Source organism: Novosphingobium sp. P6W (assembly GCF_000876675.2).
Classification (GTDB): domain Bacteria; phylum Pseudomonadota; class Alphaproteobacteria; order Sphingomonadales; family Sphingomonadaceae; genus Novosphingobium.
Genome location: NZ_CP030352.1, coordinates 2,427,953 through 2,448,901, shown reverse-complemented (window position 1 = coordinate 2,448,901; position 20,949 = coordinate 2,427,953). Strand labels below are relative to the sequence as shown.

17 protein-coding genes are annotated in these 20,949 nt (G+C 65.5%); 13 read left to right on the top strand and 4 right to left on the bottom strand.

The genetic code is table 11. From position 1 onward, the window contains the following. Positions 1–60: 60 nt before the first annotated feature. The 3 genes from alaS (at position 61) to TQ38_RS11785 (ending at position 4,170) form a co-directional block, all read left to right on the top strand. Positions 61–2,724, top strand: a complete 2,664-nt coding sequence (gene alaS, locus TQ38_RS11795; protein ID WP_043980574.1) for an alanine--tRNA ligase — start codon at positions 61–63, stop codon at positions 2,722–2,724. Then, positions 2,721–3,182, top strand: a complete 462-nt coding sequence (locus tag TQ38_RS11790; protein ID WP_043980572.1) for a hypothetical protein — start codon at positions 2,721–2,723, stop codon at positions 3,180–3,182. Before alaS ends, TQ38_RS11790 begins: the two co-directional genes overlap by 4 nt. A gap of 64 nt (positions 3,183–3,246) precedes the next feature. Further along, positions 3,247–4,170, top strand: a complete 924-nt coding sequence (locus TQ38_RS11785; protein ID WP_255417971.1) for a glutaminase — start codon at positions 3,247–3,249, stop codon at positions 4,168–4,170. A gap of 10 nt (positions 4,171–4,180) precedes the next feature. On the opposite strand, the gene TQ38_RS11780 is transcribed toward TQ38_RS11785, so the two are convergent. Beyond that, complete coding sequence (locus TQ38_RS11780; protein ID WP_043980570.1) at positions 4,181–5,959, bottom strand: cation:proton antiporter; 1,779 nt, start codon at positions 5,957–5,959, stop codon at positions 4,181–4,183. Between the two features lie 191 nt (positions 5,960–6,150). Between TQ38_RS11780 and TQ38_RS11775 the strand changes: the two genes are divergently transcribed. The 6 genes from TQ38_RS11775 to ligA all read left to right on the top strand — a co-directional run bounded on the left by TQ38_RS11775 (position 6,151) and on the right by ligA (position 15,322). Beyond that, positions 6,151–6,948: an outer membrane protein assembly factor BamD gene (locus TQ38_RS11775; RefSeq protein WP_043980643.1), complete on the top strand. Its 798-nt coding sequence runs from the start codon at positions 6,151–6,153 to the stop codon at positions 6,946–6,948. An 859-nt stretch (positions 6,949–7,807) separates the two neighbouring features. Beyond that, positions 7,808–10,348, top strand: a complete 2,541-nt coding sequence (locus TQ38_RS11770; protein ID WP_043980568.1) for a TonB-dependent receptor — start codon at positions 7,808–7,810, stop codon at positions 10,346–10,348. 182 nt (positions 10,349–10,530) lie between these two features. Further along, entirely contained in the window at positions 10,531–10,701 is a 171-nt protein-coding gene (locus TQ38_RS29950) for a hypothetical protein (protein WP_162792240.1), read from the top strand. A 67-nt stretch (positions 10,702–10,768) separates the two neighbouring features. Next, a complete protein-coding gene (gene recN / locus TQ38_RS11765) occupies positions 10,769–12,430 on the top strand; it encodes a DNA repair protein RecN (protein ID WP_043980564.1) in 1,662 nt (553 codons plus the stop codon). A 27-nt stretch (positions 12,431–12,457) separates the two neighbouring features. After that, entirely contained in the window at positions 12,458–13,108 is a 651-nt protein-coding gene (locus TQ38_RS11760; protein ID WP_043980562.1) for a hypothetical protein, read from the top strand. Between the two features lie 63 nt (positions 13,109–13,171). Further along, a complete protein-coding gene (gene ligA / locus TQ38_RS11755; RefSeq protein ID WP_043980560.1) occupies positions 13,172–15,322 on the top strand; it encodes an NAD-dependent DNA ligase LigA in 2,151 nt (716 codons plus the stop codon). A 121-nt stretch (positions 15,323–15,443) separates the two neighbouring features. Here the strand turns inward: ligA and TQ38_RS11750 are convergent, their stop codons facing one another. Beyond that, positions 15,444–15,746 (bottom strand): DUF1153 domain-containing protein, encoded by a 303-nt coding sequence (locus TQ38_RS11750; RefSeq protein ID WP_043980557.1) that lies wholly within the window; start codon positions 15,744–15,746, stop codon positions 15,444–15,446. Between the two features lie 233 nt (positions 15,747–15,979). On the opposite strand from TQ38_RS11750, the gene TQ38_RS11745 reads away from it, so the two are divergent. Beyond that, positions 15,980–16,255 carry a PilZ domain-containing protein gene (locus tag TQ38_RS11745; RefSeq protein WP_043980555.1) on the top strand — a complete coding sequence of 92 codons (276 nt, stop codon included), beginning with the start codon at positions 15,980–15,982 and terminating at the stop codon, positions 16,253–16,255. A gap of 25 nt (positions 16,256–16,280) precedes the next feature. On the opposite strand, the gene TQ38_RS11740 is transcribed toward TQ38_RS11745, so the two are convergent. Together TQ38_RS11740 and bla are read right to left on the bottom strand one after the other, a co-directional pair. Beyond that, positions 16,281–17,183: a 50S ribosomal protein L11 methyltransferase gene (locus tag TQ38_RS11740; protein ID WP_043980553.1), complete on the bottom strand. Its 903-nt coding sequence runs from the start codon at positions 17,181–17,183 to the stop codon at positions 16,281–16,283. Beyond that, positions 17,180–18,109, bottom strand: a complete 930-nt coding sequence (gene bla / locus TQ38_RS11735; protein ID WP_043980551.1) for a subclass B3 metallo-beta-lactamase — start codon at positions 18,107–18,109, stop codon at positions 17,180–17,182. The genes TQ38_RS11740 and bla overlap by 4 nt, the downstream gene beginning before the upstream one ends. A 148-nt stretch (positions 18,110–18,257) precedes the next feature. Between bla and sdhC the strand changes: the two genes are divergently transcribed. From sdhC to sdhA, 3 genes are read left to right on the top strand one after another with little or no spacing between them, the layout of a single operon-like run. Beyond that, positions 18,258–18,653, top strand: a complete 396-nt coding sequence (gene sdhC / locus TQ38_RS11730) for a succinate dehydrogenase, cytochrome b556 subunit (protein ID WP_043980550.1) — start codon at positions 18,258–18,260, stop codon at positions 18,651–18,653. A gap of 12 nt (positions 18,654–18,665) precedes the next feature. After that, positions 18,666–19,055 carry a succinate dehydrogenase, hydrophobic membrane anchor protein gene (gene sdhD / locus TQ38_RS11725; protein ID WP_043980548.1) on the top strand — a complete coding sequence of 130 codons (390 nt, stop codon included), beginning with the start codon at positions 18,666–18,668 and terminating at the stop codon, positions 19,053–19,055. Then, entirely contained in the window at positions 19,055–20,878 is a 1,824-nt protein-coding gene (gene sdhA / locus TQ38_RS11720) for a succinate dehydrogenase flavoprotein subunit (RefSeq protein ID WP_043980546.1), read from the top strand. The genes sdhD and sdhA overlap by 1 nt, the downstream gene beginning before the upstream one ends. Positions 20,879–20,949 lie beyond the last annotated feature (71 nt).

Sequence of the window (20,949 nt, the reverse complement as noted above, 5' to 3'; positions counted from 1 at the left end):
ACAGTCTGACCGCAGACAAGCGCTTGCCGACCTCGCGCACGTGCATTATCGGCCCAAACTATGCAGACGACCAACGAAATCCGCCGGTCCTTCCTCGACTATTTCGCCAGCAATGGTCACGAGGCCGTTCAGTCAGCGCCGCTCGTTCCTTACAACGACCCGACGTTGATGTTCGTGAATGCCGGCATGGTGCCGTTCAAGAACGTGTTCACCGGGCTTGAGACGCGCTCGGTCCCGCGCGCCACTTCTTCGCAGAAGTGTGTGCGCGCCGGCGGCAAGCACAACGATCTGGACAACGTCGGGTACACCGCCCGCCATCACACCTTCTTTGAAATGCTGGGCAACTTCTCCTTCGGTGACTATTTCAAGGAGCAGGCGATCACGAACGCCTGGAACCTGCTGACCAAGGAATGGGCGCTCCCCGTCGAGAAGCTGCTGGTCACTGTCTATCACACGGACGACGAAGCATTCGACCTGTGGAAGAAAATCGCCGGCTTGCCCGAGAGCAAGATCATCCGCATCCCCACGAAAGATAACTTCTGGGCGATGGGCGATGAAGGTCCCTGCGGACCCTGCTCGGAAATCTTCTTCGATCACGGCGACCACATCTGGGGCGGCCCTCCGGGATCGCCGGAAGAGGACGGCGACCGCTTCATCGAAATCTGGAACCTCGTGTTCATGCAGTTCGAGCAGTCGGCCGGCGAAATCGTCGGCAACCTGCCCAAGCCATCGATCGACACCGGCATGGGGCTGGAGCGCGTCTCGGCGGTCATGCAGGGCGTGCACGACAACTACGACATCGACACTTTCAAGGCGCTCATCGCTGCGTCCGAAAGCCTGACCGGCGTGGCCGCGCAGGGGGACAGCCGCGCCAGCCACCGCGTCATCGCCGACCACCTGCGCTCGACCAGTTTCCTGCTTGCAGACGGCGTGCTGCCGTCCAATGAGGGACGCGGCTACGTGCTTCGCCGCATCATGCGCCGCGCCATGCGCCACGCGCATCTGCTCGGCGCGCGCGATCCCCTGATGCACCGCCTCGTGCCGGCGCTCGTTGCGGAAATGGGTCAGGCCTATCCCGAACTCGGCCGCGCGCAGCCGCTGATCGAGGAAACGCTGGAGCGCGAGGAAATCCAGTTCCGCCGCACCCTGTCGAACGGCATCAAGCTCCTCGACGAAGCGACCGCAGACCTGGGTGAGGGCGGCGAACTGCCCGGCGAAACTGCGTTCAAGCTCTACGACACCTTCGGCTTCCCTTACGACCTGACCGAGGACGCGCTGCGTTCGCGCGGCATCGCCGTCGACAAGGCCGGCTTCGATGCCGCCATGGCGCAGCAGAAGGCTGCTGCCCGCGCTGCGTGGAAGGGCTCTGGCCAGGCTGCCGACAGCGAAGTTTGGTTCGACATCGCCGAGCGCGAAGGTGCAAGCGAGTTTACCGGCTACACCTCGACCAGCGGCGAAGGCCGCGTCGTTGCGCTGGTGCGTGACGGCAAGGAAGTGGAAACCGCCAGCGCCGGCGAGAGCGTTACCGTCCTCACCAACCAGACCCCGTTCTACGGCGAATCGGGCGGTCAGGTCGGCGATGCCGGCACCATCACCGGCGGCGCTGGATCGGGTGGCAGCGCGCTTGCGATCACGATCGAGGATACCGCCAAGCCGCTTGGCCGCCTTCATGCGATGAACGGCCGCGTCGATGCGGGCACGATCAAGGTGGGCGATGTGGTCAACCTCGTGGTCGATGTTACGCGCCGCGATGCGATCCGCGCCAATCACTCGGCCACTCACCTGCTTCACGCGGCGCTGCGGGGCCGTCTTGGTGACCACGTGACCCAGAAGGGCTCGATGGTCGGCGCCGAGCGCCTGCGCTTCGACTATTCGCACCCCAAGCCGCTGACCGACGAGGACGTGGCGGTGATCGAGGCAGAGGTCAACGCCGAGATCCGCGCCAACGAACAGGTGCTCACCCGCCTAATGGCGCCGGACGATGCGGTTGCCGCCGGCGCAATGGCGCTGTTCGGCGAGAAGTACGGCGATGAAGTTCGCGTGCTTTCGATGGGCCGCAATTCGGGCGAGCGTTCCTATTCGGTCGAGCTTTGCGGCGGCACTCACGTGCGCGCCACCGGCGACATCGGCGTGTTCCGCATCGTGGCCGAAAGCGCGGTATCTTCGGGTGTGCGCCGTATCGAGGCGATGACCGGCGAAGGCGCGCGCCAGTGGCTGGTCGGCCGCGAAGACGCGCTCAAGAACGCCGCCGGCCTGCTGCGTACCACGCCTGAGGACGTCGAAGCGCGCGTTGCCGCACTGCTCGACGAGCGCCGCAAGCTGGAGCGCGAACTGGCAGAAGCCAAGAAGGCGCTCGCGCTGGGCGGTGGTTCGGCCAAGGCCGAGGCTGCGGATGAAGAAGTGAACGGCATCAAGTTCTCCGGCCAGGTTCTTGAAGGGCTTGATCCCAAGGACCTGCGCGGGCTGCTCGATCAGGCCAAGCAGCGGCTTGGTTCGGGCGTTGCGGCAATCGTCGCAGTGAACGAGGGCAAGGCGAGCATCGCTGCTGCCGTTACCGAAGATCTGGTCGCCACGGTCAGCGCCGTTGAACTCGTCCGCAAGGGCGTCGAGGCGCTGGGCGGCAAGGGCGGCGGTGGCCGCGCTGACATGGCACAGGGCGGCGGACCCGACGGCGACAAGGCGGCAGAGGCAATCGCTGCGGTCAAGGCGGCGCTGGCGGGGTGAACTGCGCCCGCGGCCCTCTGATGGCGGCGCTGGCGTTGCTGTTCGCCGCGCCCGCTGCGGCCGATGAGGCTCCAGTCTGGCCTGCGGGCCTGTACGGTTCGGTGCGGATGTCCGAGCAGACCGGCGATCTTGGCGGTCTGGAACTGCGTTTCTTTGCAGAAGGCGGCAAGCCGATGGTCGAGGCGGTGCTTTGCGAAGGCTGGTGCAACACCTCGTACATCGCCCCGCTGGAGCGAACGGCGGAGGGCTTCGCGTTCCGCTACGTCGAACGGTACGAGAGCGGTGCCGGCCCGAGCGAGGAGGCGGTCCGCATTACGCTCAAGCCGGTTCGGAGCGGTTTTCTCGCTACCCTGACCACCGAATCTGACCCGGAGAACCGTCTCTGGGCAGAAGCTTCGCGGCTGAAACGTCTCAAGCAGCCTTTCGGGTTGGCCGTGGTAAACAACGCGAAGAAGTGATCGCGGCGGTTACTGCGGGCGCTGAGCCGGGCAGGTGGGGGACTAGTAGGTGCAAAAGCCGTCGATCGCTGAAATCGTCGCTGAGATCGCCGCAGAGATGCGCGGTGCACAGCATCGCGGCACCGTTGCCAGCTATATTCCGCCGCTGGCCTCGGTGCCTGCCGACAAGTTCGGGCTGGCGGTGGTGATGGCCGACGGCACCGTCCATACCTCGGGCGATGCCGAGGAGGCGTTTTCGATCCAGTCGGTATCCAAGGTCTTTGCGCTGACTTTGGCGCTGGGCGCGGTGGGCGACCAGCTGTGGAGCCGGGTAGGGCGCGAACCTTCGGGCAGCGCTTTCAATTCGATCGTCCAGCTTGAGACCGAGCACGGCATTCCGCGCAATCCGTTCATCAATGCCGGGGCCATCGTGGTGTGCGATGTGCTGCTGGGGCGCCTGCAACCGCGCGAGGCGATTGCGCAGATGCTGCGCTTCGTGCGCGAACTGGCGGGCGACGATACGATCCGCATCGACGAAACCGTGGCGCAGGCCGAGCAGGACACCGGCTTTCGCAACATGGCGCTGGCCAATTACATGCGCGCTTTCGGCAATATCCACGGCGATGTCGGCATGGTGCTGGGGACGTATTTCCATTTCTGCGCGCTGGCGATGAGCTGCCGGCAACTGGCTCTGGCGGGGCGTTTCCTGATGGATGGCGGGCGGAGCGAAGGGCACCGCATCGTCACCGAAAGCCGGGCGCGGCGCATCAATGCGCTGATGATGTCCTGCGGGCATTACGACAACTCGGGCGACTTTGCATTTCGGATCGGCCTGCCGGGCAAGTCTGGTGTGGGCGGGGGAATCCTGGCGGTGGCGCCGGGGATCGCCAGCATTGCGGTATGGTCGCCCGGGCTGAACGAGGAAGGAAATTCGCACCTGGGGCAACTGGCGCTGGAGCGGCTTGTCCAGCGCACCGGATGGTCTGTTTTCGAACCCAGGATTGGGTAGCGCTCGGCGGTCAGGCTTTTTCCGCTTCGCGCAGTTGGCCCGATTTCAGCGAGGGCTTTTCCGACAGGCCGCCGCGTTCCATGATCATTTCGCGGAATTCGTCGCGCTTTTCGTGGATCGAGGCGATCACCGGACCCATCGCCACGCCGGTTTCCACCAGCGCGGCCTCGCTCAGTTGCAGCGAGCTTTCGAGCGTTTCGGGCACGGCATAGCTGGCCCCGGCGCGGTAGAGCTGGGCGGCGTGGTCGGCGTCGCGGGCGCGGGCCAGGATCGGCAGGTCGGGGAACTGGAGGCGCAGCTTGCGCACGATGCGCTGGGCGGTGACCGGCTCGTCCATGGTGAGGATCACCGCCGCCGCTTCTCCTGCGCCCAGGCGCAGCAGTGCGTCGCCGCGCCCGGCATCGCCGAACGCCACGGCGTAGCCGCCTCGGCGGCCCTCGGCGATGAGGTCGGTGTTGCTGTCCACCGCGAGGTAGGGCTGGCCGTGGCGGGCCAGCATGTCGGCGACGAGATGGCCGACGCGGCCGAAACCGACGATCAGGGTGCGCGGCTTGCCGTCATCCTTCACCGGCTGGTGCGGGGTGTCGGCGGCGTCGACGCGCTTGCCCATGATCTTGCCGCCCAGCGCGAGGAGGGGGGTGATGGTGAGGCCCAGCGCGGTGACGATCTGCCAGAACTGCGCGGTGCCGGGCTGGATCAACTGCGCCGAAGTGGCCGCTGTGAGCACGATCAGCGTGGTTTCCGAAGGGCTGGACATGAGGATGCCGGTCTCGGTCGCGGTGCCGCGCCGGGCGCCCATGATGCGCAGCATCAACCCGGTGACTACGGCCTTGAGCACGATCACCACAACCGTCGCGATCAGGATCGAGCCGAAGTTTTCCCACACCACCGCAAGGTCGATGCTCATGCCGATGGTGATGAGGAACACGCCCAGCGCCAGGCCCTTGAACGGCTCGATGATCTGCTCGACCTCGGCGTGATATTCGGTCTCGGCGATGAGCAGGCCGGCAACCAGCGCGCCGACGATCGGTGAAAGGCCCACCGCCGCCGTCGCCAGCGAGGCGAGGATTACCACCAGCAGGCTGGCGGCGAGAAACAGTTCCGGGCTTTTGGTGCGCGCGGCCTGGGCGAACAGGGGGGGCAGCAGGTAGCGGCCCGCGATCAGCAGCGTGGCGATCACCACGGTGCCCCAGATCAGGGTGTGGAGCAGTTCGCCCACACCGCTGCCCGCATGGGGCGCCAGCGCGCCGAGCAGGAAGATGATCGGCACCAGCGCGATATCCTCGAACAACAGCATGGCCAAAGCGGCGCGGCCCACCGGCGTGGTGGTTTCGGTGATCTTGAGCACCAGCGCGGTGGAGGACAGCGCCAGCGCCAGTCCCAGCGCCATCGCGCCCGCGAAGCTCTGCCCGATCGCGGCGAGGATGAAGGTGAGCGAGCCGCCGATGACGAGCAGTTCCAGCGACCCCAGTCCGAACACCATGCGCCGCATTTGCCACAGGCGCCCGAACGATAGCTCAAGCCCGATCGAGAACAGTAGCAGGATGATCCCGAACTCCGCGAAAAGGTCCAGCCCGTCGGGGTCGGTGATCGTGAAGTACGCGAGCCAGGGCACGTCGAACACGTGCCGCCCCAGCCCGAACGGGCCGACCAGCAATCCCACGAGGATGAAGCCGATCACCGGCGTGATGCGGTAACGGTTGAAGACCGGGATGACGATGCCTGCCGCGCCCAGGATCACCAGGGCATCGGACATGACGGGGGAGTAGAGGTCGCTGCTGCCTGACATGGGCCGACAGTAGGGCACGCGAAGGCGCGCAGGCAATGGCGCAGCATGCGCAAATCGCGCCGCATCGGGCGTTTTGCGCCGCCCTGATCCGCGAGGTGCGGGCAGGCTGCGCACACACTGCGACAAATGCACCGGTACAAGGCGCGCAACTTCACTTGGCGTTCAGCAAAGCGCTGGCTATAGACCCGTCCATGTTCGAACGTTCGCGCCTGAAGACCGCCCTCCTTGTCGCTGCCACCGGCGCGATCGTGCTGACCGCAGGCTGTGGGGGTGGCGGAGGAAAGAACCGCGACACCGCCTATGTCGCCCGCGATGTCGATACACTCTATGCCGCTGCCCAGCAGCGTCTGGAAACCGGCCGCACCAAGCAGGCCGCCGCGCTTTTCGACGAAGTCGAGCGCCAGCACCCCTATTCGCCCTGGGCACGCCGCGCCCAGCTGATGAGCGCGTTCAGCTACTATGCCGCTCGCGATTACAACAAGGCGATCCAGTCGGCGCAGCGCTTCCTGTCGATCCACCCGGGCAACAAGGACGCGCCTTACGCGTACTACCTGATCGCGATCTGCTATTACGAACAGATCAGCGACGTCACGCGCGACCAGAAGACCACCGAGCAGGCCAAGCAGGCGCTGACCGACGTGATGCGCCGCTACCCCGGCACGTCCTACGCTTCCGACGCCAAGCTCAAGATCGACCTTGTGAACGATCACCTTGCCGGCAAGGAAATGACCATCGGCCGGTCCTACGAATATAGCGGCAAGTGGCTGGCGGCGACGCTGCGCTTCCGCAACGTGGTCGACAACTTCCAGACCACCAGCCACACGCCCGAGGCGCTGTTCCGCCTGGTCGAAGGTTACCTCGCGATCGGCGTGCCGGAAGAAGCCCAGAAGGCCGCCGCCGTCCTGGAACGCAACTATCCCGGCAGCGACTGGTATGCCCGCGCGTACAAGTTGATGAACAAGCACGCCCCCAAGGACGTCGCCGCCTGACGCGAAAATTCCTCCCTGAGGCAGTCTCGGGGAGGAACTGATTCCCCCGGGCATGCGAATGCGCCCGCTGGCGAATGCGGGGTAACGCCGGGGAAATGCACGCAAACCGAAAGGATCATCGGGTCGGCGTCGGGGCGTCCAGTGCAAGGACGCGAGGAGGGTGGCCTTTGGTGCGAACGGCCGGATAGCGGCTACGACAGCCCGGCTCGGTCCTGACGGATCGGTTCGAAACGGCCGCACGGACTCGCAAAAGCCGCCGCTTCGAGAAGGGCATCCGCGAAGCCCCCTCTTCGTGGGAGGCGGGCCGAGTGCGGAAGACCTGAATGATTGCCCCGATGAAGGGGAATCGAGAACCGATCCGGTCGGACGCTGGTGGCGTGGTCCACGGCTTGCGCTCGCGTCCGGCCCACGGCGCCGACCCGATACACCGCCAATCCTTGTACGTCAGATCAGCGGATGCTGGGTCATATAACCTATACGGTTATAATTGTCAATAATTGCGGGTTCGTTCGGCCTTTTTTCATCGCGTGTCGACGCGGCGGCGATGCATTTTTGCAGCGCAGCAGTTTCGCTTTATCGCCTGATAGCTGAAGTCTATTGTCCACCAAATCAGTTGAGATTAGAGATGCTCAACAAGAGGCGAAATGGCCTGCAGGAAAATCATATGAGGGTGGCCGGCAGTCCGTTGGCTTCCATGCATCTTCCCGCAAGCCTGCCCGCGCGTGATCCGCATTCCTCAAGGAAGCGGCCCCGTGCGGACCTCGATCGATACTGACGGTCCTGTGAGGGGGCAGGCCGGCCAGCACATGCATACCGGACCACCGGGTGCATTCAATTCCCTGACAAAGGATTTGAAGCAATGCATTCGTTCGTCCGCAGCAGTCTCTTTGCGACCACCATTCTGGCGTCTGCCGCAATCGGCCTGCCTTCGGCTCAAGCCAAGGATGGCGCCGAGGACGTCGCCGCAAACGCGGCTTCAGCAATTTCTGCAGACGACGATCAGGGCACGACCTCGATCGGCACCGGCGCGCGTGATCGCGGCGTCGACATCGTCGTCACTGCCCGCCGCCGCAACGAATCGAGCCAGGAAGTGCCGCTGGCGATCTCGGTCGTGGGCGGGGACCACATCGACGCGACCGGCTCGTTCAACGTCGGCAGGTTGCAGCAGATCACGCCGACCCTGCAGTTCTATTCGTCGAACCCGCGCAACACCGCAGTCAACATCCGCGGGCTGGGTGCGCCGTTCGGCCTGACCAACGACGGCATCGAGCAGGGCGTCGGCATCTACGTCGACGACGTTTACAACGCCCGCGTCGCCTCGGCCACGTTCGACTTCCTCGATGTCGCTCAGATCGAAGTCCTGCGCGGGCCGCAGGGCACCCTCTACGGCAAGAACACCACTGCCGGCGCCATCAACATCACCACCAACCAGCCCACCTTCGATTTCGAAGGCAAGGCCGAGGTTTCCGTCGGCAACTACAACTTCAAGCAGGCCAAGGCGGCGATTTCCGGGCCGCTGTCCGAAACGCTGGCGGCGCGCCTCGCCATTTCCTCCACCAGTCGCCGGGGTACGATCTACAACGTCACCTCCAACCGCTGGATCCAGAGCCAGGACAATCTGGGCCTTCGCGGCCAGCTGCTGTGGAAGCCGACCGACACCCTCAACATCACCTTCGCGGGCGATTACAGCGTGCAGGACGCGGCGTGCTGCGGCTCGGTCTACGTGCGCACCGGCGCCACCCAGCGCGCGCTCAACCGTCAGTTCGCCGCGCTTGCCGCCGCGCAGGGCTATGCCCCGTCCAGCACCAATGCCTTCGATCGCCGCACCGATCTCGACGCCAACCTCAACGCCGGCAACAAGATCGGCGGCGCCTCGGTGCGGGTGAAGTGGGACGTTGGACCCGGCACCCTGACCTCGGTCACCGCATGGCGCTTCTGGGACTGGAAGCCCGAGAACGACCGTGATTTCACCGGCCTGCCGATCGTCTCGAAGTCTCAGAACCCCTCGCAGCAGGATCAGTACACGCAGGAACTGCGCTACAACTATAGCGGCGACAAGTTCGACTTCGTGGCCGGTGCGTTTGGCTTCTACCAGCGCATCGATACGCAGGGCACCGAACAGCACGGCGCCGCGTCCAGCCGCTGGAACATCAATCCAGGTACTAATGCCCAGGTTCCTCCGGGGTCTTCGGGCTGCGGGCCGACCGCAGCGAACCAGCTGGCCTGCGATCCGGCCACGCTCAACGGCCTGGTCGCCTACAACACGCAGTACCTGAAGAACACCAGCGCCGCGCTCTACGGTCAGGTGAGCTGGCACCTCACGCCGGAACTGACAGTGCAGCCGGGCGTGCGCCTGAACTACGACAAGAAGGACGGGTATTACCAGCGCCGCGTCTTCAACGGTGCGGGCGACGAAATCCTGCTGAGCGGTCCCTCCAGCGCGGTCAAGACCGCGCAGCTGGCGATCTTCACGCCGCAGGAGATTTCGCCCAACTTCAGCGACTGGAACTTCAGCTACGACTTCAACGTCAGCTACAAGGTCACGCCGGACGTGCTGGTCTATGCGACTTATGCCAAGAGCTTCAAGTCGGGCGGCATCAACCAGAACGGCGTGCCGACCGACGCCGCCAACAACCCGATCTTGGCCTCGGCCACGGTGAAGCCCGAATCGGTGCAGAACTACGAAGCCGGCATCAAGACCCAGTTCTGGGATCGTCGTATCATCTTCAATCTCTCGATCTTCCGCACCGACATCAAGAACTACCAGGCCAACGTCAACAACGGCCAGTTCGGCGTTTTGCGCGGCTACCTCGCCAATGCCGGCGCGGTGCGTTCGCAAGGTCTGGAGGCCGATTTCTCCGTCCGCCCGAGCGAGCGTTTCAACGCCTACGTCAACGGCGCCTACACCGATGCGACCTACCGCAAGTTCGTCGACGCGCCGTGCCCGCCGGAACTTTCAGGCGGCACTACCGTCGCCGCGGGGCAGGTGCCTGCTGCTGCCGGAACCCCCGGCCTCAGCCCGGCCAACTGCGACGTGTCGGGCCAGCGCCTGCCGGGCGTCTCGAAGTTCTCGTTCTCGTTCGGCGCCGAGGCCAATGTGCCCGCCACCATCCTGGGCAAGGAAGGCGAGGCATACGTGGGCTATGACGGCAGCGTGCGCACCAACTTCTCGTCCAACCCCTCGGCCTCGGCCTATACCTGGGTGGACGGGTACAGCCTGTCGAACTTCCGCGCGGGCTTCCGCACAGAGGCGGGCTTCAACGTCTATGGCTGGGTCCGCAACGCCTTCGACCAGAACTACTACGAGCAGCTGTTCGTCGGTCCGGGCAATACCGGCCTGATCGCCGGCCTGCCGGGCGATCCGCGCACCTGGGGCTTCACGGTGTCGTCCAACTTCTAAGTGCGACGGATGGTGATCGACAAAGACGATTAAATCGTTTGCAGCGTGAACCTTAAGTAATTTCTCAAAGGCGCGAAAAAGCCTTAACGCTGCATCCACGGACACGGTGGAACCGGTAGAACGGCGGTCAGGGAAAGCCTGGCCGCCGATCTGCCGGAGGGGTGGAGGTCTTATTTACCGTCATGGATATGAAGCACGATTTCTCGCCTGATCCCTACGTTTTCCCCGAAATTGAAACCCGCCCCGCGTATTCGCCGGGCTTGGCCCCCGAACTCGTAGCCATCGCCGCCATCTTCTTCGGTCTGTGGCTGGCGCTTGCGGTGGATGTCCTGTCGGAAGGCTTCTTCTGGTAAACGGCGCCGGTTAACGCGCGAAGCGGGGTGACGGCGGGAATTCCATCCGCTAGAACGATGCGCGAACATGCTCAGCCGGCTCTCCATTCGCAACATCGTGCTGATCGAAGCTCTCGATCTCGATTTCGCACGCGGTCTTGGTGTCCTCACGGGCGAAACCGGTGCGGGCAAGTCGATCCTGCTTGACGCGCTGGGGCTTGTCCTCGGTAACCGGGCGGACAGCGGCCTTGTGCGCAACGGGGAAGCCAAGGCAAACGTCACCGCCAGCTTCGACGTTTCCGCGCTGGCGCCGCAGGTGCTGGCAGCGATCGACGACGCCGGGCTGGAACTGGAGCCGGGCGAACCGCTGATCCTCAAGCGCCAGCTCAAGGCGGATGGCGGCTCGAAGGCTTTCCTCAACGACCAGCCGGTGGGCGTGGCGCTGCTGCGCGAAATCGCACCGGCGCTGGTGGAAATCCACGGCCAGCACGACGACCGCGGCCTCGTCAATGCACGCGGCCACCGCGCCTTGCTGGATCGATTCGCCGGCGGCGAAGTCGCGTGGGTGGAAGCTGCGTGGAAGGACTGGCGATCCGCGCAGGACGCGCTCGACCTTGCCCGCAGCCGGGTCGCCCGCGCTGCCGAGGATCAGGACCTGCTGCTTGCGCACCTCGCCGAACTGACGACCATCGCCCCCGAATCGGGCGAGGAACACGAACTCGCCTCGGCCCGCGCGCAGATGCAGAAGGGCGAAAAGCTGGCGGACGATCTGGCCGCGCTCCAGCATTTGTGGACCGGTTCCAATTCGGCGCTGGCCGCCTTGCGCAGCGCCTCGCGCCGGCTCGACCACATCGCCGGCGAACACGAACTTCTGGCCGAAGCCGCCGCCTCGCTGGACCGCGCCGTGATCGAGGCGAGCGAGACCGAGGATGCGCTGGGCCGCGCCGCCGATGCGCTGGCCTTCGATCCCGCCGAACTCGACCGGATCGAAACCCGCTTGTTCGAACTGCGCGCCGCTGCCCGCAAGCATAGCTGCCAGGTCGACGATCTTCCCGCCAGGATGACCGAAATGCGCGCCGCGCTCGACGATATCGAGGGCGGCAACGAACATATCGTCGAACTGGAAAAGGCAGCGCAAAAGGCCGCGCTCGTCTACCGTGAGAAGGCGGGCGCGCTGCACGATCTGCGCCGCGCCGCCGCCAAGCGCCTCGATGTGGCGGTGGCGGGAGAACTCGCGCCGCTGAAACTGGACGCCGCGCGGTTCCGCACCTCGGTCCTGCGTCTGCCTGAGGAACGCTGGGGCGCAACCGGCATGGACGCTGTGGAATTTCTCATCAGCACCAATCCGGGCGCGGACTTCGCCCCGCTTGGCAAGATCGCCAGCGGCGGCGAATTGTCGCGCTTCATCCTCGCGCTCAAGGTGGCGCTGGCGGAAGAGGGCGGCGCGGCAACGGTGATCTTCGACGAGATCGACCGGGGCGTCGGCGGCGCCGTGGCCGATGCCATTGGCGAGCGTCTTTCGCGGCTTGCTTCCAGCGGGCAGCTGCTCGCGGTCACCCACTCTCCGCAAGTCGCGGCGCGGGGGGACCGGCACTACATGATCGCCAAGTCGAGCCAGGGCACGGTCACGCGCACCTCGGTTACCCCGCTCACCGCCGCTGAGCGCAAGGAGGAAATCGCCAGGATGCTCTCCGGCGCGCAAGTGACGGACGAGGCGCGCGCCCAGGCGGACAGGCTGCTCCAGGCCTGAACGCCGCGTGATTGCGAAGGATCATCGATGACCCAGGATCTTGCCAACGCCTATCGCAGGGACGGTTACGCGGCGCTGCGCGGCTTCGTGCCGCGCGAAGTGGCCAATGGTTTCCTGGCGCGGATGAAAGGCGATCTGGAGCGGCAGGGCGTCCACATGGACCGGCTGAGGCAGGAAGGACCGCTGCTTTCCCGCGCCGCCAGCGAGCTTTACGGCTTTCACTATCCGCCCATGGCGACGTTCCATTGGGGCATGACCCCGGCGGTGGAAGCGCTGGTCGGAGAGCCGCTGCTGCCGTCGTATTCGTACTTTCGCCTGTACCGCCAAGGCGACATCTGCCGCGTCCACGGCGACCGTTTCGCCTGCGAGCATTCGCTGTCGCTGACGTTGGCCTATTCGCACGACCGCCCCTGGGCGCTGGAAGTCTCGCCCGCCCGCACCGAAAAGCCGTACCAGCGTGCCGACGCCGCTTTTCGCGAGGATGAGCGCGCGCAGGCGGTCGACATGAATGCGGGCGATGCGGTGCTTTACCAGGGCGTGCACCACCATCACGGGCGGACGACAGGGAATCCGAACGCCTGGTCCGCACACCTGTTCCTGCACTGGGTCTCGCGCGATGGGCCCTATGCCGCCGAGGCCTTCGACAAACATCCGCCGCCGCCGCGCGTGACCTTCTGAAAGGCGGGCTGAAAGGCGGGGACGAATCAGTCCCAATTCGCGCCGCGCTGGCTTAATAGCGGCATGATGGACAGCCAGATTCCGACCGGCCTTCCCAGTGAAGCCGAAGCCGCCAATGAACTGATGCGCCTGGCGCGTCAGATCAACCGTGCGAACCGCCTCTACCATGCCGAGGACGCGCCGGACATTTCCGACGCCGATTACGATGCGCTGTTGCGGCGCAATGCCGCGCTGGAAGCGGCGTATCCGCACCTTATCCGGGCAGATAGTCCGACCAACAAGGTTGGCCACGAAATCGCCGCCTCGCCGCTGGGCAAGGTGCCGCACGAGGTTCGCATGATGAGCCTCGACAATGCCTTCACCGACGAGGAAGTCGCCGAATTCGTCGCCCGCGTGCGGCGGTTCCTGTCGCTTTCCGCCGATGAGCCGGTGGCCTTCACGGCGGAGGACAAGATCGACGGCCTCTCGTGTTCGCTGCGCTATGAAAAGGGCAAGCTGGTGCGCGCGGCCACGCGCGGCGATGGGCAGGTGGGCGAAGACGTCACCGCCAACGTCGCGCATATCGCCGACATCGTGCAGGAACTCAGCGGTGAGGATATCCCGGACGTGTTCGAGGTGCGCGGCGAAGTCTACATGGAGAAGGGCGCATTCCTGGCGCTCAATACCCAGCTGATGGACGAGGCGCGCGCCGCCGCCGAGGCCAGGGGCGAGGCGTTCGACGATTCCAAGGTCCGCCAGTTCGCCAACCCACGTAATGCCGCCGCCGGGTCGCTGCGCCAGAAGGACGCCTCGGTCACGGCGAAGCGCCCCTTGCGGTTCTGGGCCCACGGCTGGGGCGCGGCCAGCCATGTGCCGGGGGCCAGCCAGCACGAGGTCGTGCGCCGCATCGAATCGTGGGGACTGCCGGTTTCGCCGCAGTTTCGGCTGTGCGGGTCGGTCGAGGAAATGCTGGCCGCCTACCGCGCCATTCGCGATGGCCGCGCCGCTCTGCCCTTCGAGATCGACGGGGTGGTCTACAAGGTGGACCGGCTCGACCTGCAGCAGCGTCTGGGCTTTGTCGCCAAGGCGCCGCGCTGGGCGCTGGCCCACAAGTTCCCCGCCGAGCGCGCGGAGACGGTTCTCGAATCGATCGACATCCAGGTTGGCCGCACCGGCAAGCTGACCCCGGTGGGGCGCCTGAAGCCGGTGCTGGTCGGCGGCGTCACCGTCACCAACGTCACCCTGCACAACCGCGACGAGATCGCACGCCTTGGCGTGAGGCCGGGCGACAGGGTGGTGCTGCAACGCGCCGGGGACGTGATCCCGCAAGTGGTCGACAACCTCAGCCGCGATGAGGATCGCCCCGCCTTCGCGTTCCCGGATCATTGCCCGCAGTGCCACTCCGAAGCGGTCGCCGGGGAAGGCGAGGTCGACGTGCGCTGCACCGGGGGCCTGATCTGCCCGGCCCAGCGTACCGAGCGCCTGAAGCACTTCGTCAGCCGCACCGCGCTCGACATGGAAGGGCTGGGCGACAAGACCATCGACGAGTTCTTCGCCAAAGGCTGGCTGGAAAGCCCCGCCGACATCTTCCGCCTTCGCAAACGCCGCGAGGATATTCTGGCGCTGGACGGGTGGAAGGACAAGTCTGTGGACAACCTGTTGGCAGCTGTGGAAACCAAGCGGCGCCCCGATGCCGCGCGGCTGCTGTTCGGCCTTGGCATCCGGCACGTCGGCGTAGTCACCGCGCGCGATCTGATGAAGCGTTTTACCACGCTGCCCGCCTTGCGCGCGCTGGCCGAGCAGGCCCATGTCAAAGAGGGCGAGGAGGCAGTGGTCGCCGCCAGCGAGGCTTATTCCGAACTGATCTCTATCGACGGGGTCGGCCCGGTGGTGATCAAGGCGCTGGGGGACTTCTTCCATGAAGACCACAACCGCGCGGTCTGGGACGACCTGCTCAGCGAAGTTTCTCCGCCCGATTACGTGGTGGAAACCCAGGCCAGCGAAGTTTCCGGCAAGACCGTGGTGTTCACCGGCAAGCTGGAGACGATGAGCCGCGACGAGGCCAAGGCGCAGGCCGAGCGGCTGGGCGCGAAGGCCGCGGGGACCGTCTCGGCCAAGACCGACCTGATCGTCGCCGGGCCGGGCGCGGGATCGAAGCTGAAGAAGGCGGCCGAACTGGGCATAGCGGTGATCGACGAGGCGGCCTGGGCCGAGATCGTCAAGGCAGCCGGATAGCGCGCAGGATACGCGGCGGGTAACGCAATCGAGCCGCAAGCCCTGGGGCTTGCGGCTCATGCACGGGTCCGTTCAAACGTCGGCCGATGCCCGTCTCATGGGCGCCGATCCCAATGCGGGATCAGCTATAACGGCCCTTGCGCTCATGCGCCTGCCGGTAGTGTTGCACCCGCGTCGCGCGCAGGCCTGCCATGCCTTCGCGTTCCACGGAGCGTTGCCACGAGGCCAGTTCCTCAAGTGTGAGGCCATAGCGCTCGCATGCCTCGGCGATCGTCAGCAGTCCGCCGTTGACTGCCGAAACCACTTCGGCCTTGCGCCGCACCACCCAACGAGACGTATTGGCTGGCGGCAGCGTATCTTTGCTTAATGGCTCGCCAAGCGGGCCGGTTACCACCTTTGGAGGGGTGGTTTCAGTATCAATCATGGTTGGCCTCTTGAATGATTGTTGCCAACCCCCTGTCGTTCGCTGATTTTTGCCCCAATTCGTTAATTAGTGACCACTGATAATAGTTAACGCGCGTTTACGTTAAATCCCGTAAATTACGGGGATGACTATGCAAAAATTCCGATCGAAGGTTGATGCGGCGTTTACACATACTTCATCTGCGTTAATTACTTTTGCGTATGAGAGAATTAGCCAATTCAGATGAGGTGGGAGTGTCTACACGTCGCAAGCATTCAGCCTACGCATCTGCGGTGGCGCGGCACATCTCCTCCGAGGGGTGCCAGTTCGAAGTCGTGCAGGACGATATCGCCGAGGGGCAGCGCTTCAGCTTCGCCCTCGACGGCCATCCTCCGATTCGCGGAACCGTGCGCTGGGTAGTGAGCGACCGCGTCGGTTTCGCGTTCGACCGGCCCATCTCACGCGATGCGCAAAGCGCCATGCGCCAGCGCTGCAGCATCGTGCAGGGCGTGGAGCTCTACCTCTACTGAGGGAGCAGGTTGAGCGGCGGGCGTATCAGCCCTGCCGCTTGCGCATCCACAGGATCGACCAGTCGCCGTTGACCATGCGCGCGGCGAGGCGCAGCCCGGCCCGGCGGCATGCGGCGCGCACGGCGGCTTCCTGCGTTTCCAGCAGGCCGGCCAGCAGCAGGTGTCCGCCCGGAACCAGCGCCTTGCCGAAGTCCGGCGCCAGCGACACCAGCGGCCCGGCGAGGATGTTTGCGAGAATAAGATCGTAGGGGCCGCGCGCATCGAGCACGGGATGCTCCATGCCGTCCGCCACCGTCATCACCAACTGGCCCCGGCCTGCGCCCATGGTCATGCCGTTCGCCGCCGCGTTGTCATCCACCACGCCGACGCAGACCGCATCGATGTCGCTCGCCGTCGCCAGCGTGCGCGGCCAGAGCGAGAGCGCCGCGAAGGCCAGCAGGCCGGTGCCGGTGCCGATGTCGGCGCAGTTGCGGATCACCAGGCCCTGCGCCTTCATATGCGTGAGCATGGCGAGGCAGCCGGCGGTCGTTGCGTGCTGGCCGGTGCCGAACGCCTGGCTGGCGGGAATTACGAAGTCGAACACGCCCGGCTCTTGCGTGGCCGGATGGTCCGGGGTGTGGACATGGAAGCGGCCCGCGCGGATCGGCTCGAGCCCTTCCTGGCTGGCGACCAGCCAGTCAGTATCGGGCAATTCCTCGACTATCAGCTTGGGCGCGTCCTGCGCGAAGAGCGCCGCGATCGCGGACTTGTCGGCGCGGGTCGGCTTGTGGTCGAGCCAGGCTTCGAGCTGCCATTCCTCGGGCTGGTCCTCGGCGATCTCGCGGCCAGAGAGGACGATCTCATGGTCCCAGTCCCATGCATCCTCATGCGCAACGAGGGCGCCCTCGACGACGAGACGCGGGGCAAAGGCGGTGACTTTCCAGCTCATCGGGCTTCTTTCGCTTCTTTGAGAAGTCGCGCTGCGAACCGGTCTTCGGCTGCGGCCACGTAGTTGCGGCAGGCGCTTGCATCGGCGAGCGGCTTCGTACCGGCGAAACGCTCCATCATCGCGCTTTGCGAGGGGTGCGGGGTGAGCAGGATGTCGCAGGGCAGGGCGGCGATTTTCGGCAGGCTCTTGCGGATCGCCGCGATTCGGTCCGGATGGTCGGTGAAGCGGTAGCCGTCGGACGAGATTGTCGAGGTGCTGTCGGCGTAGGCGATCCGGCGGCAGTCGCCGGCAGACGCGCAGGAGCGCCAGGTCCAGCTTGTGGAACCCGGTGCGTGGACCGGCGTCGCGTGGGCGGTAAGGACGAGGGAGCCAACCACGACGGTGGCTCCGTCCGTCAGCACGCGGTCGACTTTCACCGGCGCGATCGGATCGAGCCCGTCGGACTGCGGATCCTGCGCGCTGGGCTTGCCGGTTTCGAGCGCGGTCTTCTGCACCGCCAGCGCGGCGATTTTCGCGCCCGTCGCGCGCTGCAGTGCGGCAAGGGCGCCGACGTGGTCGAAATGCTCATGAGTGGCGACGATCCAGCGCACCGCCTTGGGATCGAACCCGGCCCTGCGGATGTTCGCCAGCACCAGCGGCGCGGCCTTGGCGACGCCGCCGTCGACCAAGATGTGGCCGCCGGGACCAGTAACCAGAAGCGCCGAGATTCCGCAGGTGCCGACATACCAGGTATTGCCGAAAATTCGCGCGGGCGGAGCAGGGTCGGCCCATTCGTCATGGCCCGCGCAGGCGGCGGCTAGCGCTGCCGGCGTCTTGTCCGCCGCAGCCTGCGAACGGGCGGTCGGCGGGGCGTCTGACGCACCGGCCGTTGCGGAAGGAAGTGCCAGCGCGGCGGCCAGCATGATTGCCTTGAAGGTGCGACTCATGTGCGCTGCTTTAGGCTGCACCTATGCGATAGGCCAGTACGCGAGGACAATCATGGCCTTGGGAACTTGCACCATGGCGCATTTTGTCTAAGGGGCATGGTCGAGGGCAGCTTGTTGCGCTGCCGCAGGCAAGGGATTCGTGAGAGCCATGGCAAACGCCGGGACCAAAAACCGTCCGCTTTCGCCGCACCTCCAGATCTGGAAGTGGGGCCCGCACATGTTCGTGTCGATCCTCCACCGCGTCACCGGCGACGGCATGGCATTTGCCGGCCTCGGCGTGCTGCTGTGGTGGCTGGGCGCACTCGCCGGAGGGCCGGCGTCCTACGCGACCTTCCAGTGGGCGATGTCGACATGGATCGGCATGATCGTGCTGGTGGGCATCTCCTGGGCGTTCTTCAGCCATATGTGCAGCGGCCTTCGCCACTTCGCACTGGACGTTGGCGCCGGTTTCGAGCTGCGCACCAACCGCATGTGGTCGATCATCTGCCCGATCCTGGGCGTCGTACTCACCGCCGCCTTCTGGGCGCTCCTGCTGCTTCGCTGAGGTAAGGGAAACATGGGTAACGGAACTTCCATCGGCCGCGTACGCGGCCTAGGCGCGGCCCGCGGCGGCGTCGTCCATCACTGGCTGCTTCAGCGCTTCACCTCGATCGGCAATCTGCTGACCGTGCTGTTCCTGGCGGTCTCGCTGGTGCTGCTGCCGGATTACAGCTACGCCACCATGGTCGAATGGATCGCGCGCCCGGTCCCGGCCGTGGCGATGATCCTGCTGGTCATCACCACCTTCTGGCACGCCCGCCTGGGCCTCCAGGTCCTGGTCGAGGACTATGTCCACGAGCACGCCAACAAGTTCGCCTGCATCGCGGCGCTGAACCTCGCCACCTGCGCCGGGATCGCCTTTGGCGTGTTCTGCATCGTTCGCCTCGCGCTGGGAGCCCACGCCTGATGTCCGCCGCTTCTTACAAGATCATCGACCACCTTTACGACACGGTCGTCGTCGGTGCCGGCGGTTCGGGCCTGCGCGCTACCATGGGTTCGGCGGAAGCCGGCCTGAAGACCGCGTGCATCACCAAGGTGTTCCCGACCCGCTCGCACACCGTCGCGGCGCAGGGCGGCATTGCCGCCTCGCTGCAGAACAACTCGCCGGACCACTGGACCTGGCACATGTTCGACACCGTCAAGGGTTCGGACTGGCTGGGCGACCAGGACGCTATCGAGTACATGGTGCGCGAAGCCCCGCAGGCCGTTTATGAGCTGGAGCACGCAGGCGTGCCCTTCAGCCGCAATCCCGACGGCACGATCTACCAGCGCCCCTTCGGCGGCCACATGCAGAACATGGGCGAAGGCCCGCCGGTGCAGCGCACCTGCGCCGCCGCCGACCGTACCGGCCACGCCATGCTGCACGCACTGTACCAGCAGTCGCTGAAGTACGCGGCCGACTTCTACATCGAATACTTCGCGATCGACCTCATCATGGAACCCGGCCCGGACGGCGTTCCGGTCTGCCGCGGCGTGATCGCGCTGTGCATGGACGATGGCACGCTCCACCGCTTCCGCGCGCAGGCCGTGGTGCTGGCGACGGGCGGCTACGGCCGTTCGTACTTCACCGCGACTTCGGCCCACACCTGCACGGGTGACGGCGGCGGCATGGTGCTGCGCGCTGGCCTGCCTTTGCAGGACATGGAATTCGTCCAGTTCCACCCGACCGGCATCTACGGCGCCGGCGTTCTCATCACCGAGGGCGCACGCGGCGAGGGCGGCTACCTGACCAACTCCGAGGGTGAGCGCTTCATGGAGCGCTATGCACCGTCCGCCAAGGATCTCGCCAGCCGCGACGTCGTTTCGCGTTCGATGGCGCTGGAAATCCGTGAAGGCCGCGGCGTCGGCCCGCACAAGGACCACATCTACCTGCACCTCGATCACATCGATCCCAAGGTGCTGGGCGAACGCCTGCCGGGCATCACCGAGAGCGGCAAGATCTTTGCCGGTGTCGACCTGACCCGCCAGCCGCTTCCCGTGGTTCCGACCGTCCACTACAACATGGGCGGCATTCCGACGAACTACCACGGCGAAGTCATGACCATCGGCGCCGACGGCAACCCCGAAACGGTCGTACCCGGCCTGTTCGCTGTGGGCGAAGCGGCCTGCGTTTCGGTCCACGGCGCCAACCGCCTTGGCTCGAACTCGCTGATCGATCTCGTGGTGTTCGGCCGCGCAACCGGCCACCGCCTGCGCGACATCGTCAAGCCCGGCGCGGCCCAGGCCGAACTGCCCAAGGATTCGGCAGACCTGGCGCTCACGCGTCTGGATCACTTCCGCAATGCCAAGGGCGGCACCCCGACCGCGGAAATCCGCACCGAGATGCAGCGCACCATGTCGCTTCACGCGGCGGTGTTCCGTACCGACGAACTGATGGTCGAAGGCAAGGAGAAGCTCGCCAAGACCTACGAGAAGTTCCAGGACGTGCATGTCACCGACACCGGCCTGATCTGGAACTCCGACCTCGTCGAGACGATGGAACTGGACAACCTGATCTCGCAGGCCACCGTCACGCTCCACGGCGCGCAGAACCGCCAGGAAAGCCGCGGCGCCCACGCGCACGAGGATTTCCCGAACCGCGACGATGCCAACTGGATGAAGCACACCGCAGCCTGGTTCAACGGCTGGGGCGGCAAGGGCGGCGAAGTGAAGATCGACTATCGCCCGGTCCATGAATTCACGCTCACCGACGACGTGCAGTACATCAAGCCCAAGGCCCGCGTGTACTGATACGCCGCTTCGGCAGCTGAAAAACGAGAGGAGGGCGGCGCACCGGCAAGGGTGCGCCGCCCTTTTTCATG

What these genes read in the sequence shown, in the direction of transcription:
- ligA (WP_043980560.1), top strand. Translation starts at nt 13,172, where the DNA reads ATGATGGACAGCCAGATTCCGACCGGCCTTCCCAGTGAAGCCGAAGCC.
- TQ38_RS11775 (WP_043980643.1), top strand. Translation starts at nt 6,151, where the DNA reads ATGTTCGAACGTTCGCGCCTGAAGACCGCCCTCCTTGTCGCTGCCACC.
- TQ38_RS29950 (WP_162792240.1), top strand. Translation starts at nt 10,531, where the DNA reads ATGGATATGAAGCACGATTTCTCGCCTGATCCCTACGTTTTCCCCGAA.
- TQ38_RS11770 (WP_043980568.1), top strand. Translation starts at nt 7,808, where the DNA reads ATGCATTCGTTCGTCCGCAGCAGTCTCTTTGCGACCACCATTCTGGCG.
- alaS (WP_043980574.1), top strand. Translation starts at nt 61, where the DNA reads ATGCAGACGACCAACGAAATCCGCCGGTCCTTCCTCGACTATTTCGCC.
- TQ38_RS11760 (WP_043980562.1), top strand. Translation starts at nt 12,458, where the DNA reads ATGACCCAGGATCTTGCCAACGCCTATCGCAGGGACGGTTACGCGGCG.
- sdhD (WP_043980548.1), top strand. Translation starts at nt 18,666, where the DNA reads ATGGGTAACGGAACTTCCATCGGCCGCGTACGCGGCCTAGGCGCGGCC.
- recN (WP_043980564.1), top strand. Translation starts at nt 10,769, where the DNA reads ATGCTCAGCCGGCTCTCCATTCGCAACATCGTGCTGATCGAAGCTCTC.
- bla (WP_043980551.1), bottom strand. Translation starts at nt 18,109, where the DNA reads ATGAGTCGCACCTTCAAGGCAATCATGCTGGCCGCCGCGCTGGCACTT.
- TQ38_RS11740 (WP_043980553.1), bottom strand. Translation starts at nt 17,183, where the DNA reads ATGAGCTGGAAAGTCACCGCCTTTGCCCCGCGTCTCGTCGTCGAGGGC.
- TQ38_RS11780 (WP_043980570.1), bottom strand. Translation starts at nt 5,959, where the DNA reads ATGTCAGGCAGCAGCGACCTCTACTCCCCCGTCATGTCCGATGCCCTG.
- sdhA (WP_043980546.1), top strand. Translation starts at nt 19,055, where the DNA reads ATGTCCGCCGCTTCTTACAAGATCATCGACCACCTTTACGACACGGTC.
- sdhC (WP_043980550.1), top strand. Translation starts at nt 18,258, where the DNA reads ATGGCAAACGCCGGGACCAAAAACCGTCCGCTTTCGCCGCACCTCCAG.
- TQ38_RS11750 (WP_043980557.1), bottom strand. Translation starts at nt 15,746, where the DNA reads ATGATTGATACTGAAACCACCCCTCCAAAGGTGGTAACCGGCCCGCTT.